The 15,029-nt window shown below is 70.7% G+C and carries 15 protein-coding genes; 9 read left to right on the top strand and 6 right to left on the bottom strand.

From position 1 onward, the window contains the following. The first annotated feature begins 20 nt into the window (after positions 1 to 20). Positions 21 to 596 (top strand): helix-turn-helix domain-containing protein, encoded by a 576-nt coding sequence (locus ACFYZB_RS30085; RefSeq protein WP_388763971.1) that lies wholly within the window; start codon positions 21 to 23, stop codon positions 594 to 596. A 93-nt stretch (positions 597 to 689) separates the two neighbouring features. Here ACFYZB_RS30085 and ACFYZB_RS30080 read toward each other — a convergent pair whose 3' ends face one another. Further along, the gene (locus tag ACFYZB_RS30080) at positions 690 to 893 is read right to left on the bottom strand and encodes a cold-shock protein (protein ID WP_003992177.1); all 204 of its coding nucleotides are present in this window, start codon (positions 891 to 893) and stop codon (positions 690 to 692) included. Positions 894 to 1,190: 297 nt separating this feature from the next. Here ACFYZB_RS30080 and ACFYZB_RS30075 point away from each other — a divergent pair, with 297 nt between their 5' ends. The 5 genes from ACFYZB_RS30075 to ACFYZB_RS30055 all read left to right on the top strand — a co-directional run bounded on the left by ACFYZB_RS30075 (position 1,191) and on the right by ACFYZB_RS30055 (position 6,689). After that, positions 1,191 to 2,039 (top strand): menaquinone biosynthetic enzyme MqnA/MqnD family protein, encoded by an 849-nt coding sequence (locus ACFYZB_RS30075; protein ID WP_388763968.1) that lies wholly within the window; start codon positions 1,191 to 1,193, stop codon positions 2,037 to 2,039. Between the two features lie 52 nt (positions 2,040 to 2,091). Beyond that, positions 2,092 to 4,020 (top strand): protein kinase, encoded by a 1,929-nt coding sequence (locus ACFYZB_RS30070; protein ID WP_388763967.1) that lies wholly within the window; start codon positions 2,092 to 2,094, stop codon positions 4,018 to 4,020. Beyond that, complete coding sequence (locus ACFYZB_RS30065; protein WP_388763965.1) at positions 4,017 to 4,760, top strand: prepilin peptidase; 744 nt, start codon at positions 4,017 to 4,019, stop codon at positions 4,758 to 4,760. Before ACFYZB_RS30070 ends, ACFYZB_RS30065 begins: the two co-directional genes overlap by 4 nt. Before the next feature lie 71 nt (positions 4,761 to 4,831). Next, a complete protein-coding gene (mqnC, locus tag ACFYZB_RS30060) occupies positions 4,832 to 6,031 on the top strand; it encodes a cyclic dehypoxanthinyl futalosine synthase (RefSeq protein ID WP_388763964.1) in 1,200 nt (399 codons plus the stop codon). A gap of 7 nt (positions 6,032 to 6,038) precedes the next feature. Beyond that, positions 6,039 to 6,689: a hypothetical protein gene (locus ACFYZB_RS30055; protein WP_388763963.1), complete on the top strand. Its 651-nt coding sequence runs from the start codon at positions 6,039 to 6,041 to the stop codon at positions 6,687 to 6,689. Positions 6,690 to 6,699: 10 nt separating this feature from the next. Here the strand turns inward: ACFYZB_RS30055 and ACFYZB_RS30050 are convergent, their stop codons facing one another. After that, a complete protein-coding gene (locus ACFYZB_RS30050; RefSeq protein ID WP_388764135.1) occupies positions 6,700 to 8,859 on the bottom strand; it encodes a PQQ-binding-like beta-propeller repeat protein in 2,160 nt (719 codons plus the stop codon). Between the two features lie 318 nt (positions 8,860 to 9,177). On the opposite strand from ACFYZB_RS30050, the gene ACFYZB_RS30045 reads away from it, so the two are divergent. Then, positions 9,178 to 9,873, top strand: coding sequence for a demethylmenaquinone methyltransferase (locus tag ACFYZB_RS30045; RefSeq protein ID WP_388763962.1), 696 nt, complete (start codon positions 9,178 to 9,180; stop codon positions 9,871 to 9,873). 26 nt (positions 9,874 to 9,899) lie between these two features. On the opposite strand, the gene ACFYZB_RS30040 is transcribed toward ACFYZB_RS30045, so the two are convergent. After that, positions 9,900 to 10,208 carry a PASTA domain-containing protein gene (locus ACFYZB_RS30040; RefSeq protein WP_228625056.1) on the bottom strand — a complete coding sequence of 103 codons (309 nt, stop codon included), beginning with the start codon at positions 10,206 to 10,208 and terminating at the stop codon, positions 9,900 to 9,902. A gap of 109 nt (positions 10,209 to 10,317) precedes the next feature. Continuing rightward, a complete protein-coding gene (locus tag ACFYZB_RS30035; RefSeq protein ID WP_388763960.1) occupies positions 10,318 to 10,875 on the bottom strand; it encodes a GNAT family N-acetyltransferase in 558 nt (185 codons plus the stop codon). Positions 10,876 to 10,972: 97 nt separating this feature from the next. Here ACFYZB_RS30035 and ACFYZB_RS30030 point away from each other — a divergent pair, with 97 nt between their 5' ends. Continuing rightward, on the top strand, positions 10,973 to 12,265 hold the full coding sequence (locus ACFYZB_RS30030; RefSeq protein ID WP_351211275.1) for a geranylgeranyl reductase family protein: 1,293 nt from the start codon (positions 10,973 to 10,975) through the stop codon (positions 12,263 to 12,265). 7 nt (positions 12,266 to 12,272) lie between these two features. Here ACFYZB_RS30030 and def read toward each other — a convergent pair whose 3' ends face one another. Then, positions 12,273 to 12,899, bottom strand: a complete 627-nt coding sequence (gene def, locus ACFYZB_RS30025) for a peptide deformylase (protein WP_388763957.1) — start codon at positions 12,897 to 12,899, stop codon at positions 12,273 to 12,275. A 202-nt stretch (positions 12,900 to 13,101) separates the two neighbouring features. Further along, positions 13,102 to 13,911, bottom strand: coding sequence for a C40 family peptidase (locus ACFYZB_RS30020; RefSeq protein ID WP_351211271.1), 810 nt, complete (start codon positions 13,909 to 13,911; stop codon positions 13,102 to 13,104). Between the two features lie 752 nt (positions 13,912 to 14,663). Between ACFYZB_RS30020 and ACFYZB_RS30015 the strand changes: the two genes are divergently transcribed. Continuing rightward, positions 14,664 to 15,023, top strand: a complete 360-nt coding sequence (locus ACFYZB_RS30015; RefSeq protein ID WP_003992243.1) for an NADH-quinone oxidoreductase subunit A — start codon at positions 14,664 to 14,666, stop codon at positions 15,021 to 15,023. Positions 15,024 to 15,029 lie beyond the last annotated feature (6 nt).

The following is a 15,029-nucleotide window of genomic DNA, read 5'->3' as shown; positions in this document are numbered from 1 at the left end:
GTACCGATGGAGCGAACGACATGACCGAGCCGCCTCCCCGGACCCCCGCCCGGCTCCCGCTGGAGTGGATCGCCGCCTCGCTCAAGCGCGAGCGCACCCGCACCGGGCTGTCCCTGTCCGAACTGGCCAAACGCGCCGGGATCGCGAAGTCCACGCTCTCCCAGCTGGAGGCGGCGAGCGGGAACCCGAGCATGGAGACCATCTGGGCGCTCGCGGTGGCCCTCGGGGTGCCCTTCAGTGTGCTGGTGGAGCCGCCCGCTCCGGCCGTGCAGGTGATCCGGGCCGGGCAGGGGCCCACCGTCCACTCCGAGCAGTCCAGCTACCTCGCCTCACTGCTCTCCGCCTGCCCGCCCGGCGCGCGCAGGGACATCTATTACGTCTGGCTGGAACCGGGATCCGTACGGGATTCAGAGCCCCACATTCCCGGTACCACCGAGCACATCGTGGTCGGCGAGGGGAGGGTGAAGGCAGGGCCGCACGGAGAAGCGGTCGAGCTGGGGCCCGGAGATTACCTGTCGTACCGCGGCGACGTACCGCACACGTACGAGGCGCTCACCGCCGGTGCGAAGTTCGTACTGATCATGCAGCACATGTGAACCGGAAATGAACAGGAAAAGGCAGGAGCCCCGTCGCCGGAACGGCGCGGGGCTCCTTGGGTACTGCTCTCAGGTTCTGCGATCAGGCAGTGATCAGACGGGGGTGACGTTCTCCGCCTGCGGACCCTTCGGGCCCTGCGTCACGTCGAAGCTCACCTGCTGGTTCTCCTCGAGGGAGCGGAAGCCGGAGGCGTTGATCGCGGAGTAGTGAACGAAGACGTCGGGGCCGCCGCCCTCCTGGGCGATGAAGCCAAAGCCCTTTTCGGCGTTGAACCACTTCACGGTTCCGGTAGCCATAAGCCCTCCTTGGGCTCAAAAGGGTTGCCCTGCTCCAGAACCTGCACGTGCGAAACGGTGCTGCGCAACTGCATACGTCTGAAAACGACGAGAGCCTGCGGTTACATGCTCCGCAGGCTCTGTACTGCAAGGGAAACCAAACTGCAACTTGCGGCAAGCCTAGCATCCGGGCTGCCGAAAGCAATAGAGGTCAAGATCACGTCACCCGGATGTTTGAACATCCGTTGGGCCATTTGACGGCGCGTCGACGGTGGGGCCGGTCCCGGCACCGTACAGCACGGGGTCTAGTCTCGCGATGTGGACAATTCTCGCACCCGGCCGCGCGTCGGCCACATCCAGTTCCTGAACTGCCTGCCCCTCTACTGGGGGCTCGCGAGAACCGGCACCCTCCTCGACTTCGAGCTCACCAAGGACACCCCGGAGAAGCTCAGCGAGCAGCTCGTGCGCGGCGACCTCGACATCGGCCCCGTCACCCTGGTCGAGTTCCTGCGCAACGCCGGCGACCTGGTCGCCTTCCCGGACATCGCCGTCGGCTGCGACGGCCCGGTGATGTCCTGCGTGATCGTCTCGCAGGTCCCGCTGGACCAGCTGGACGGCCGCCGGGTCGCCCTCGGCTCGACCTCCCGCACCTCCGTCCGCCTCGCCCAGCTCCTCCTCGCGGACCGCTACGGTGTCCAGCCCGACTACTACACCTGCCCGCCCGATCTCAGCCTGATGATGCTGGAGGCCGAGGCGGCGGTCCTGATCGGCGACGCGGCGCTGCGCGCGAACCTGCTGGACGGCCCCCGCTACGGCCTCGAGGTGCACGACCTCGGCGCGCTCTGGAAGGAGTGGACCGGCCTGCCGTTCGTCTTCGCGGTCTGGGCGGCCCGCCGGGACTACGTGCACCGCGAGCCGGACATCACCCGCCAGGTCCACGAGGCCTTCCTCGCGTCCCGCAACCTCTCCCTGGAGGAGGTCGGCAAGGTCGCCGAACAGGCGGCCCGCTGGGAGGCCTTCGACGAGGCGACCCTGGCCCAGTACTTCACCACCCTCGACTTCAGCTTCGGCAGCCCTCAACTGGAGGCCGTCGCCGAGTTCGCCCGCCGCGTCGGCCCGACGACCGGCTTCCCGGCGGACGTGCGGGTGGACCTGCTGCAGCGGTGAGCATGCGTCACTAGTCTGCTCACCACTGGATGTGGGTCGGGGGGAGCGCTTCATGCAGCCGCTGGACGTGGACGAGCCGGCGAACGTCGGGCCCTACCGGCTGCTCGGCCGGCTCGGCTCCGGCGGCATGGGCCGGGTCTACCTCGGCCGCAGCGCGGGCGGCCGTACCGTCGCCGTGAAGATCGTGCACCCGCACTTCGCGCTGGACGAGGAGTTCCGCGCCCGCTTCCGGCGCGAGGTGGCGGCCGCCCGCCGGGTCGGCGGCGCCTGGACGGCACCCGTCCTGGACGCGGACCCGGACGCCCGGGTGCCGTGGGTCGCCACCGCCTACGCGGCCGGCCCGTCCCTCGCCGCGGCCGTCACCGACACCGGCCCGCTGCCCGCGCACACCGTACGGACCCTGGGCGCGGGCCTCGCCGAAGCGCTGAGGGCCGTACACGACCTGGGCCTCGTCCACCGGGACGTCAAGCCCTCCAACGTCCTGCTGACCCTGGACGGGCCCCTCCTCATCGACTTCGGCATCGCCCGTGCCATGGACGGTACGGCGTCCCTCACCTCCACCGGCGTGTCGATCGGCTCCCCGGGCTACATGGCACCCGAGCAGATCCTCGGCAAGGGCGTCACGGGCGCCGCCGACGTCTTCTCCCTCGGCGCGGTCCTCGTCCACGCGGCCACCGGTGAACCGCCCTTCCGCGGCGACACCTCGGCCGCGCTGCTCTACAAGGTCGTCCACGAGGAACCGGAACTGTTCTCGCTGGAAGGGGACTTGCGGGAGGCGGCGGCAGCCTGCCTGACCAAGGATCCCTTGTCCCGCCCGAGCCCCACCGAGCTGGCCCACCGCCTCGCCCCCGAAGGCGCCACCCGCCTGGTCACGGGCGGCTGGCTCCCCGGGGCCCTGGTGGAACAGGTCAGCCGGAGCGCCGTACAGCTGCTCAACTTGGACACGGGGGAGCCGGCGCCGTCGGGCCCGGTGCCCTTCGACAGCCCCGCGGCAACGGGCTCATCGCTGCCTGCGCCGGTTTCGGGTCCGGCGCCGGTTTCGGGTCCTGCGTCGGTTTCGGGTCCTGCGTCGGTTTCGGGTCCTGCGTCGGTTTCGGGTCCTGCGCCGGTTTCGGGTTCGTCTGCGGTTTCGGGCGTGGCCCCGGACGCGGCGTGGGGCGCCGCGGCCCCGGCCGAGCCGAACCCGGCTCCGGGGAGCGGGGTTTTCGGTCCTGCGCCGGTGATGAATCCGGGGGGACCGGCCACCCCGGGGACCGTGCCGGGGCCCTCCTCGGGGGCCGTCACCGGTGTGAACGGGGTTCCGGTGACGCCGGCCGGCGAGGGCGGCGTCTCCTCGGCAGTGCCTACCGTCGTGCCCGCGCAGCGTGACGCGGCGCCGGGGCGGTTCTCCGTCAGCGTGGCGGCGGCCTCCACGCCGTCCGAGGGCGGCCGTGGGCGCCGGCTGAGCTGCACGGTGGCGCTGGCCGTCGCCGGTGCGCTGGTTGCGGTCGGCCTGGGGCTCGGTGTGCTGTTGCAGCCCTGGTCCCAGCACGACGAGGCCGGCGGCAAGAGCGTGGGCGGCGTTCCCTCCGCCTCCCAGGAGCCGAGTGCGGGCTCCACCGGCGACGTCGAGGGAGGCGGGCCGCCCGGCACGGTCCCGGCCCGCTACCTGGGCACCTGGGAGGGACAGGCCACCGGTCTCGGCGGCACTCTGCCCATGGGCACCTTCCGGCTCACCGTCCATCAGGCCGGTGTGGGCAAGGAGTTGGGACGGCTCCGGCAGACCGACCAGATCGGCGGGGTGTGCACCGACGTCCTCACCCTGAAGAAGGTGACGAAGACCCAGATCCTCGCGACCTCGACCGGCGCCGAGGACAACCCCGGGCACTGCGTGCCGACGCCGCACCAGGTCGAGTTGACCCCGGTCGGCGACGACCTGAGGTTCACCTCGGACAGTTCCGCCGAGGGCAACCCGGTGGCGCGCCTGTCGAGGGCGGGATGAGCACGGGGACGTTGGCGGCCGCCGCCGCACTGTGGGGCGCACTCGTGGGCGCACTACTGCCCCGCGCCGCCTACCGCTTCGCCGTACCGCCCGGTGAGCCCTGGCGGGACCGCTGCCCGGACGGCCACCCGATCCGCGGCTGGCTCGGCCGGATCACGTGCGGCGCCTGCGGGCGAGCGGCCCACCGTACGGACATACCGCCCACCGCCGCCCTCCCCGTCTCCCTCGTCACCGCGCTGACCTGCGCCGCTCTCGCCGCCGCCACCGGCACCCGGCCGGAGCTGGCGGTCTGGCTGGTGCTCGCGCCGGTCGGGGTGCTGCTCGCCGTGGTCGACTTCCGGGTGCAGCGGCTGCCCGACCCGCTGACCCTGCCCCTCGCCGCGGCCGCCCTCGCCCTGCTGGGCCTCGCCGCGCTGCTGCCCGAGCACGCCGGCCACTGGCTCACCGCGCTCTACGGAGCCCTCGCGCTCGGCGCCGGCTACTACGCGCTGTACCTCATCAACCCGGCCGGCATGGGCTTCGGCGATGTGAAGCTGGCGGTCGGCATGGGCGCCGTACTCGGCTGGTACGGCTGGTCCACCGTCCTGCTCGGCGCCTTCGCCGGTTTCCTGCTGGGCGCGGTGTACGGCGCGGCCCTCGTCGTTGTACGGCGGGCGGGCCGCAAGACCGCGATCCCGTTCGGGCCGTTCCTGCTGGCCGGCGCCTTCGCCGGGCTGCTGATCGGCGCGTACGCGGCCTGACGTCCTTAGGGTGAAACCGCTGGCGTAGGCTGGTCCGGTCCGTCCGCACCCTCCCCGAAAGGGACGCCCTGGTGACCGAGAAGGCCGACCTCCAGTCTGTCCTCGACCGTGCCGCTGCCGGTGGGCGGATCACCCCGGAAGAGGCGCTCGACCTCTACCGCGACGCCCCCCTGCACGCGCTGGGCGCCGCCGCTGACGCCGTGCGCCGCCGCAAGTACGCCGGCATCGAGCACATCGCGACGTACATCATCGAGCGGAACATCAACTACACGAACGTGTGCGTCACGGCGTGCAAGTTCTGCGCCTTCTACGCGGCCCCCAAGGACACGGAGAAGGGCTGGACCCGCGACCTCGACGACATCCTGCGCCGCTGCGCGGAGACGATCGAGCTGGGCGGCACCCAGATCATGTTCCAGGGCGGCCACCACCCGGACTACGGCGTCGAGTACTACGAGAAGCACTTCCGGGCCATCAAGGAGGCCTTCCCGCAGCTGGTGATCCACTCGCTGGGCGCCTCCGAGGTCGAGCACATGGCCCGTATCTCCGGTGTGCCGGTCGAGGAGGCCATCACCCGGATCCACGAGGCCGGCCTCGACTCCTTCGCCGGCGCCGGCGCGGAGCTCCTCCCCGAGCGCCCCCGCGAGGCCATCGCGCCCCTGAAGGAGTCCGGCGAGCGCTGGCTGGAGATCATGGAGACCGCGCACCGGCTGGGCGTGGAGTCCACCTCGACCATGCTGATGGGCACGGGCGAGACGAACGCCGAGCGCATCGAGCACCTGCGGATGATCCGGGACGTGCAGGACCGCACGGGCGGCTTCCGGGCCTTCATCCCGTACACCTACCAGCCCGAGAACAACCACCTGAAGGGCCGGACGCAGGCGACGATCTTCGAGTACCTCCGCATGATCGCCATCGCCCGCATCTTCCTCGACAACGTCCAGCACATCCAGGGCTCGTGGCTGACCACGGGCAAGGAGGTCGGCCAGCTGTCGCTGCACTACGGCGCGGACGACCTCGGCTCGATCATGCTGGAGGAGAACGTGGTCTCCTCGGCCGGCGCCAGGCACCGCTCCAACCGCCTGGAGATCATCGACCTCATCCGCAAGGCGGGCCGGGTCCCGGCGCAGCGCGCCACGACGTACGAGCACCTGGTCGTCCACGACGACCCGGCGAACGACCCCGTCGACGAGCGGGTGATGTCCCACATCTCCTCGACGGCGATCGAAGGCGGCACGGCCCACCCCGAACTGAAGCTGCTGGCGTCCAACTGAGGCCGTTTTGCTGACGATTCACACCGCTGACCTGCTGGTTCCCGGGGACGGGCGGCCTTCTCTGCCGGGTGGGGCGGTGCTTGTCGACGGGCGTGAGATCACCGCCACGGGGCCGTACGAGGAACTGACGGCGGCGTTTCCGACCGCGCGGGTGCGCCGCTGGCCGGGGCTGCTCGCGCCGGGACTGGTGAACCCGTACGGGCCCGAACTGCTGGAGCAGGCCTACCATCCCGACCCGCGCGAGGCCGGCGAACTGGGCACCGAGCCGCTGACCGGCCGGGCCCTCGCCGCGCTGGAGCTGACCGACGCCCGCTGGGGCGCGAGCGCGCGGCGCGGGGTGCAGCGGATGCTGGCGCACGGCACCGTCGCGGTGGCGGGGGAGCGGTGGCGGCCCTTCGCGCGCGACGCCGTGGTCCGGGCGGGGATGGACGTCCAGCAGCGCTACGGGGATCCGCCGGGCCGGCCGACCCTCGACCCACTGGCCGGCCGGAGCCTGACGGAGGCCCTGGCGCTGCCGCTCGCGCCACCGGGCCCGGAACGACGGCCCGCGCACTTCGCCGCCTTCGACGCGCCGGACGAGGCCGCCCTCGCCGAACGCGGCGCCGCCTGCTGCGTCGCGACGGTCGTCTCCGGACGCCTGGTGTACCGCCGCCGCTAGACGGCCGACGTCACACAGCGGGGAGGCCGAAGACGTACCCGGCGGTGCAGGCGACGATGCAGTTGCCGCCGTCGGCCAGTACCCAGAGGTCTTCGGTCTTCGAGATCTGGCTGGTGCGGAAGTTCCAGAGGATTTCCCCCGTGCGGCGGTCCAGTGCGTAAACGCCGTTGGACCCGTCGCCGCTGCCGACGTACACCCCGGTCGCGGTCACCACGAGATCCATGCCGTTGGTTCCTCCGTCGATGTTCCGCGACCAGACCTTCCGACCGTCGGAGGCGCTGAGAGCGTGTACACCTCGGTCGTCGCCGACGTACAGCACGCCGTCCGCGACCCGTGGGGCGCTGAAGGCGCTGTCTGAGTCGTGGCTGAGTGCCGTCCACTTCTTTCTGCCCGTGGCCAGGCCGTAGGCGACGATGTGCTGGGCGTTGGTGAACACGGTGCCGTTGTCCACTGCGGGCAGGTAGCCCCCCTCCTCAACAGGCTCGGACCAGGCCAAGCGGCCGTCGGCCGTATCGCGGACGTGCAACGCCTTGGTGGCGTCGTCGGTATAGACGAGGTGGTCGCCCGACACGGTGCCCGAGGACAGTGAGACGGGCTTCTTCCCGTCGAGTGGCACGCGCCAGCGTTCGCGCCTGGTACCGATGTCGATGCTCAGCAGCACCGTACGGCGCTTGCCCGGACCCGGGTCGGGGCCGTCCGTGGTGGGACTGCCGGACCCGAAGGCGTAGATGGCCTTGTCATCCGCGGCGACGAACGTGGCGATGGAGGCGAGGTTCGACGGCTTGGGCCACTGCCACGTCGGCTTGCCGGTGGCCGGGTCCACCTGGATGACATGCGACTTCCGGTCCAGGGCGACGAAGGCGCTGTCCGTCACGAGCATGGGTATCAGCCCGGTCGGGTGAGCGAAGGTGGCCGAGCTCGACCACGTGCGCCGGCCCGTGCCCACGGCAAGGCCGACCGGCGGGACCTGCGGCAGGATCACCGTGTTTCCGGAGACGGCCACGAGCGAGTTCCTCGGGTCGCCGCCGGTGTACGCCCAGAGTGCCGGCGCCACACCGCCCGGGAACCGGGTACGCCGCGGAGCCGGTGTGCCGCTGCCCGTCGGGCTCGGCTTCGGCGTCGGTTTGCCGCCGGGTATCAGCGCGTAGGCGGCTCCGCCACCTGCGACGCCCAGCGCCCCGACGACGGCCGCGCCCGCCAGGAACCGCCGCCGCGTCGGAGTTCCGCCGGCGGACCCGGTGCCCACCAGGCCGCCCGAGGGGGGTACGACCTGCGTCGGCGTGTAGGACGGCCCGGCCGCCGCCGGAACGGGGGACGAGCCCTCCGGCGGCGTGTCCAGGTCGAGAATCCGAGCAGCGTGCTGGGCGATGGTGGAGGCCACCTGCGCCGGCAGCCAGGCTCCGGCCACGACCGAGAACCCCAGGCGCGCAACGCCGTCGACGATCTGCTCGGGTGTGGGCCGCTGAGCCGGATCCTTGACCAGGCATGCCGCGACCAGTGCCCGCAGCGCCTCCGGCACCCCGCTCACATCCGGCTGCTCATGCACCACCTGGTACAGCAGCGACGCCGCGGCGCCCATCCCGAACGGCATCTGCCCGGAGGCGGAGTACGCGAGGACGACACCGAGCGAGAAGACGTCGCCCTCGGGCCCCACCGCCTTCCCCATGGCCTGCTCCGGCGACATGAAACCGGGTGAACCCACCACGACTCCGGTGCTGGTGAGGCGCTCGCCGTCGATGGCCCGGGCGATGCCGAAGTCGATCACGCGCGGCCCGTCCGCGGTCAGCAGAATGTTGGACGGCTTGAGATCCCGGTGCACCAGCCCCGCTCCGTGGATGCCGCGCAGTGCCTCGGCCAACCCGCCGGCCAGCGCCCACACGCTCGTCTCCGGCAACGGACCATGCTGGGCGATCACGTCCTCCAGGGAGGGGCCGAGCACGTACGTCGTGGCCAGCCAGGGCAGCGGGCCTTCGGTGTCCGCGTCCACCACCGGAGCGGTGTACGGCCCGGAGACGGCCCGCGCCACCTCCACCTCATGCCGGAAACGCCGCCGGAACTCCCCGTCCTCGGCCAGGTCGGCCCGTACGACCTTGACCGCGACGGTCCGCCCACCTCCGCTGCGCGCGAGATAGACACGGCCCATCCCACCTGCCCCGAGTCGCCCGATCATCCGGTACGCCCCGAGCACGCGCGGATCTTCCGGCCGCAACGGCTCCACAACCGCCCCCTGTCTCAACCACCGAGCGCTCGGCACACGCCCGGATGACCATGGATTCGGCAGCTTAGCCAACGCGTTCGCCGGAGCATTCGGCGCGGGCGGGCCGCGGGCCGCCCCGCCCGCTCAGCCGGAGAACTCCCTCCCGAATGCCCCCGAACTCTGTCTCATCCCACTGCAGTTGTTCGACCGGCTCTGGAACGTGCCCGCCTTCGAGGCGTACCGCGGGAAGCCGAGGCTCCTGCCGTGGGACCGGGCTGCAACAATGAGCGGGTGACCCGCGCTTCCCTGAACAAGCAGCCGCACGAAGTCGCCTCGATGTTCGACGACGTGGCGGAACGGTACGACCTGACGAACGACGTGCTGTCGCTCGGCCAGGACCGGCGCTGGCGCAAGGAGGTGGCGAAGGCGGTCGACGCGCGCCCCGCGCAGAAGGTCCTCGACCTCGCCGCCGGTACGGCCACCTCCTCGCTGCCCTTCGCGCGGACGGGCGCGTACGTCGTCCCGTGCGACTTCTCGCTCGGGATGCTCCAGGTCGGCAAGAAGAAGCACACCTGGCTGCCGTTCACGGCCGGCGACGCGACCAGGCTGCCGTTCAAGGACGACACCTTCGACGCCGTGACGATCTCCTTCGGGCTGCGCAACGTGCAGGACTTCGACGGGGCCCTACGGGAGATGTACCGGGTGACCCGGCCCGGCGGACGCGTGGTGATCTGCGAGTTCTCGCACCCGACCTGGGCGCCCTTCCGGACCGTCTACACCGAGTACCTGATGCGGGCGCTGCCGCCGGTCGCGCGCGCGGTCTCCTCGAACCCGGACGCGTACGTCTACCTCGCCGAGTCCATCCGCGCCTGGCCCGACCAGCCGGCCCTCGCCGAGCGGCTGCGCAAGGCGGGCTGGTCGAAGGTGGCCTGGCGCAACCTCACCGGCGGCGTGGTCGCGCTGCACCGGGGCTTCAAGGAGAGCTGAGGCCGTCCGGGCTCGACGGGCGGGGCCTAGCGGTTGATCATCTCGAAGGCGTCACCGGGTTCACCGAGTTCGCGTTGGAGGCCACCGGCGGGCGGCCGTGGGATGCGTGGCTCGCGCACGCCTCCGCCGCCCTCTCCCTCACCGAAGTCGAACCACACGTACACCATGGATTCCCTGGGCACCTCGGCGCCGGGCTGCGGGTACTGGCGTACGACGTAGTCGACGACCGCGAGGTGGAAGTCCGGGCGGTCCGGCGCATTGAGGAACAGGCCCTGCGCCCGGGCCGTTTCGCGCGCGTCCACGGCCATCAGTCCGACCAGCCGCGGTACGCGCACTTCGGGTGTTTTGGGTGTTATGCGCACAGATGTCACCCCCAGCGGTACTGGAAGGGTAACCCCCGCGCGCCCCGGCCGGAAGGCGTTGGTGTCTTTCTGTGACAGACGGCTACTCTGTGTGATCGGCGGTGTCGGGCTTCAGGCCGGTTCGGGGCACGGGATCGAGCCGGAGCCGGAAGCAGAGGGCCTGCTCGTCCAGCGTGGGGTGGGGATAGCTCTCCGCCGGTTCCATGCCGAGCCGCCGGGTGACCGCGATCGACCGCTCGTTGCCCGGCCGGACCATCGCCACCACCTCCTCGACCCCGGCCGCCCGCACCCGCTCGAGGGTCTCGCGCGCGGCCGCGGTGACGTACCCCTTGCCCCAGTGGGCGCGGCCCAGCCGCCAGCCGATCTCCGTCTCGCCGACCGGACCCCAGTCCGGCCGCCACGGCTGCGCCCCGGTGAAGCCGATGACCTCACCGGTCTCGTCCAGCATGGTCCACAGGCAGAAGCCGAGCTCGGCGTCGTGCCGTCGCTGCCGCGCGGTGAGTTCCTCGTACACCGACAGCGCCGCCGGTTTGCCGCCGTAGAACTCCATGACCTCTGGGTCGTCGAAGACCCGGTGCCAGGCGATCGCGTCCTCGTGGGTGGGAACGCGCAGCCGTACCACGGGGAGAGGTCGGTTCACAGGGCAGCCCTTCAGCCGGGTGATCAATTCTGCTGAATAGACTGCCCATGTCCAGTGCCGGTCGGCACATTGATTTCGAACTTGGGGAGATCCCGCCGTGACCGTCGTGACCGAGCCCCTCTCCGAGAACACCGCCGATGTGATCGTCGTGGGCGCGGGGCCGGCCGGCTCCACCACCGCGTACCACCTCGCCAAGGCCGGTCTCGACGTCCTGCTCCTGGAGAAGACCGAGTTCCCGCGCGAGAAGGTGTGCGGCGACGGCCTCACCCCGCGCGCGGTCAAGCAGCTCGTCGCCATGGGCATCGACATCTCCGAGGAGGCCGGCTGGCTGCGCAACAAGGGCCTGCGCATCGTCGGCGGCGGCGTCCGACTCCAGCTGGACTGGCCGGAACTCGCCTCCTACCCGAACTACGGACTGGTCCGCAAGCGCGACGACTTCGACGAGCAGCTCGCCCGCAACGCCCAGAAGGCGGGGGCGCGGTTGTACGAGCGGTGCAACGTGAGCGGCCCGGTCATCGACGACCGCACCGGCCGCATCACCGGCGTCACCGCCAAGCTCGGCGAGGAGAAGCGCGAGGTCACCTTCCACGCGCCGCTCGTCGTCGCCGCCGACGGCAACTCCACCCGGCTGTCCCTCGCGATGGGGCTGCACCGCCGCGAGGACCGCCCGATGGGCGTCGCGGTCCGGACGTATTTCGAGAGCCCCCGCCACGAGGACGACTACCTGGAGTCCTGGCTGGAACTGTGGGACCGCCGCGGCTCCCAGGACCGGCTGCTGCCCGGCTACGGCTGGATCTTCGGCATGGGCGACGGCACGTCGAACGTGGGCCTCGGGGTGCTGAACACCTCCGCCTCCTTCAAGGAGCTGGACTGGCGCGAGATCCTCAAGGCCTGGTGCGCCTCCATGCCGGAGGACTGGGGCTACACCCCCGAGAACATGACCGGCCCCATCCGCGGCGCCGCCCTCCCCATGGCCTTCAACCGCCAGCCCCACTACACGCGCGGCCTGCTGCTCGTCGGTGACGCCGGTGGCCTGGTGAACCCCTTCAACGGCGAGGGCATCGCCTACGCCATGGAGTCCGGCCAGATCGCCGCCGACGTCATCGTCCAGGCACACGCGCGTGCCACACCCGCCCAGCGCGAGATCGCCCTGCAGCGCTACCCGCGCGTCCTCAAGGACACCTACGGCGGCTACTACACGCTGGGCCGCGCCTTCGTGAAGCTCATCGGCAACCCGAAGGTCATGCAGATCGCCGCCCAGCGGGGTCTCACGCACCCGATGCTGATGAAGTTCACCCTCAAGCTGCTGGCGAACCTCACCGACCCCACGGGCGGCGACGCGATGGACCGCATCATCAACGGCCTGAGCAAGGTGGCGCCGAAGGCCTGAGCCTTCTTCAGGCCCGGCTCAGCTCCTCGGCGCGGGCGGCCCGGCAGGCGAACACCTCGTCACGCCGGGCCGCCATTTGCCGCAGCGCGTCCTTTTTCTCCCTCTTGGAGAGCCGATCCAGGTAGATGTACCCGTTGGTGTGGTCCGTCTCGTGGATGAGGCAGCGCGCGAAGTACCCCGTGCCCCCGATGACGACGGGGTTGCCGTCCCTGTCCTGCCCCCGCACGACGGCCCGGTCCGGCCGCGGTACGGCCATCACCGCGCCCGGCACCGACAGGCAGCCCTCGCCCTCGTCCAGCAACCGCCGCCCGGTCGTGGGCGTTTCGAGCACCGGATTGACGATGTGCCCGACATGTCGGACTCCTTCGTCGTCGAGGCAGTCGTACACGAACAGCCGCAGATCGACCCCTACCTGATTCGCCGCGAGTCCCGCCCCTTCGGCGACGTACAGGGTGAGGAACATGTCGTCGATGAGTGCGGCGAGGTCGGGCCCGAACTCCGTGACGTCCCGGCACGGCTTGTGCAGGACCTCCTCGCCGACCTCGGTGATCCGGCGCACCGCGCCGCGCCCGGCCTCGGGGGCGTGGCGGGGGTAGTGGTCGGCGGGCGTTCCCTGGACGAAAACGCGTGGCATGGCGCGGTCTCCTTCGCTCATGGACGGACCGCCGGACGGCGGCCCGAGCCGAGCATGTCAGGAACCGGCGCTCTGACGTGCCGGGAACGACGCACTGCCGGGACCGACGCAGCGCCGGGACCGACGCAGCGCCGGGAACGACGCAAGGGCCGCTGCCCCCGAGCGGCTGCGGCCCTACGCGCGTGAGAGGCGCGGGAGTGCTTCAGAGCACCCGCACGGCGCCGGTCGGCGGGTCGTACGACAGCGGGTGCTCACCGACGCCGCTGGAGGGGTTCTGCGCACCGACGAACATGCCGTCGCCCACGTACACCGCGACGTGGTAGGCGCTGCCCGCACTGCCCCAGTACAGGATGTCGCCCGGCTGCAGGTTGCTCAGCGACACCTGGGTGCCGGCCGTGGACTGGTCCTGGGAGACGCGCGGCAGGCTGACGCCCACCTGCTTGAAGGCCGTCTGCACCAGACCGGAGCAGTCGTACGCCGACGGGCCGGTGGCCCCCGAGACGTACGCCTTGCCGATCTGCGCCTTGACGAAGGCGACGATGGCGGCGGCCGAACCGGTGGCCGTGGAACCGCTCGTGGAGGTGCTGCCGCTGTCCGTGGCGGCGAGCGTCGTCCGCTCCGCGTTGCGCGAGGCACGCGCGGCGGCCTCCGTGCGGGCGGCCTCCTCGGCCTTCTTCTTGGCCTCGGCGGCCTTCTGCTTCGCTTCGGCGAGGTCCGCCTTGGCCTGCTTCGCGGCGTTTGCGGCGGCTGCGTCACGCTCGGCCTGCAGCTGGTAGTTCGCGGCGGCCTGCTGGGTGGCGTCCGCGGACTTGGCTGCCTGAGCGGCCAGGTCGGCCGTCAGGGTGGGCAGTTCGAGGGTCTGCGTCACCGGCTCGGCCGCGTTCGCCGCGCCGGACGCCCCGGCGACTGCCAGGGTGCTGAGGACGCCACCGGCAACTCCGGCCCGCATCGCGAGGGTCGACGCGCTGCGGCGGGGTTTCCGGTGGCTGCGTATGTGAGCGGTGTGGGACATGGGAATAACCGGTACCAGGGGCTCCTTCATATCTTCAAGAAACGTGTGCTGCGCCACAGTTGCTCAATCGAGACCTGGAATCCCGGGCGTGTCGCTCTTTATTGACGCCGTAACGGACATTGCGGACGTCGGTGATCAAGGGCTTGATCACGGTCTTTGATCATTACGTCCGAATTGCCCCCCGCCTACCACCGGTTGCGGTTGTTGGCCAAGCCCGGTTCTCGGACGCCTCTCGTCGATGTGGCGGAGGTCACGGAACGGTCACCGGAATCGTGGCGTCCCGTGCGCGCGGAGCTCGTGAATGTGTGCACGCGTCCACACCCGCGTCCACACCGCACCTCACGCCTCCCTCTGATGTGTGAACGCGCCCCTCTAGCAGGCGCCGGCGCCCAACGCCAATTTGCATGCAGCGGAACTCTCTTGATATTGAGACGCACCTTCCGGCCTGCGATGACAAGCAAAAATGTCACTTCTCGTGATCAGCTGAACGCTTCGCGTATGAAGATCACTCATCATCCGACTTCATGATCCTTCGTCAGGTGGTGGAGATCACAAAGCTCGTGCAATACCCCGTGTCGCAGATCACAGAGCGGCGGGCATAAGATGCGTGGCAACTGGGCTTGTGACCTGCTTCACATGTTCTCGATCTTCGCCCGGGACGGCGGGGTTCGTGGGGCCGGTGAGGCGGAAGTGAGCGCAGTGCACCAGTGCAACCGCCAGCAGTCAGCGCCGACTGAGAGGAGCGAGGAGCGGTGAACGCGTATGCGCCCATCCTCGTACTGGGAGCCCTCGGGGCAGGCTTTGCGATCTTCTCCGTGGTCATGGCCACGCTGATCGGTCCGAAGCGGTACAACCGCGCCAAGCTCGAGGCCTACGAGTGCGGCATCGAGCCGACCCCCACGCCGGCCGGCGGCGGGCGCTTCCCCATCAAGTACTACCTGACGGCGATGCTCTTCATCGTCTTCGACATCGAGATCGTCTTCCTCTACCCCTGGGCCGTCACCTTCGACGCCCTGGGGATTTTCGGGCTCGTGGAGATGCTGCTCTTCGTGCTCACCGTCTTCGTCGCGTACGCGTACGTATGGCGGCGCGGCGGCCTGGAATGGGACTGAGGGGCC

Source organism: Streptomyces sp. NPDC001852 (assembly GCF_042891825.1).
In the GTDB taxonomy this organism is placed as follows: Bacteria; Actinomycetota; Actinomycetes; order Streptomycetales; family Streptomycetaceae; genus Streptomyces.
Note: the sequence above shows the minus strand (reverse complement) of the source record. Positions and strands in the feature narration are given on the sequence as shown.

Bases quoted from the DNA above. Each gene is read 5' to 3' on its own strand.
- def (WP_388763957.1), bottom strand. From the start codon at position 12,899: ATGCCACGCGTTTTCGTCCAGGGAACGCCCGCCGACCACTACCCCCGC.
- ACFYZB_RS30065 (WP_388763965.1), top strand. From the start codon at position 4,017: ATGAGCACGGGGACGTTGGCGGCCGCCGCCGCACTGTGGGGCGCACTC.
- ACFYZB_RS30080 (WP_003992177.1), bottom strand. From the start codon at position 893: ATGGCTACCGGAACCGTGAAGTGGTTCAACGCCGAAAAGGGCTTTGGC.
- ACFYZB_RS30085 (WP_388763971.1), top strand. From the start codon at position 21: ATGACCGAGCCGCCTCCCCGGACCCCCGCCCGGCTCCCGCTGGAGTGG.
- ACFYZB_RS30070 (WP_388763967.1), top strand. From the start codon at position 2,092: ATGCAGCCGCTGGACGTGGACGAGCCGGCGAACGTCGGGCCCTACCGG.
- ACFYZB_RS30020 (WP_351211271.1), bottom strand. From the start codon at position 13,911: ATGTCCCACACCGCTCACATACGCAGCCACCGGAAACCCCGCCGCAGC.
- ACFYZB_RS30050 (WP_388764135.1), bottom strand. From the start codon at position 8,859: ATGATCGGGCGACTCGGGGCAGGTGGGATGGGCCGTGTCTATCTCGCG.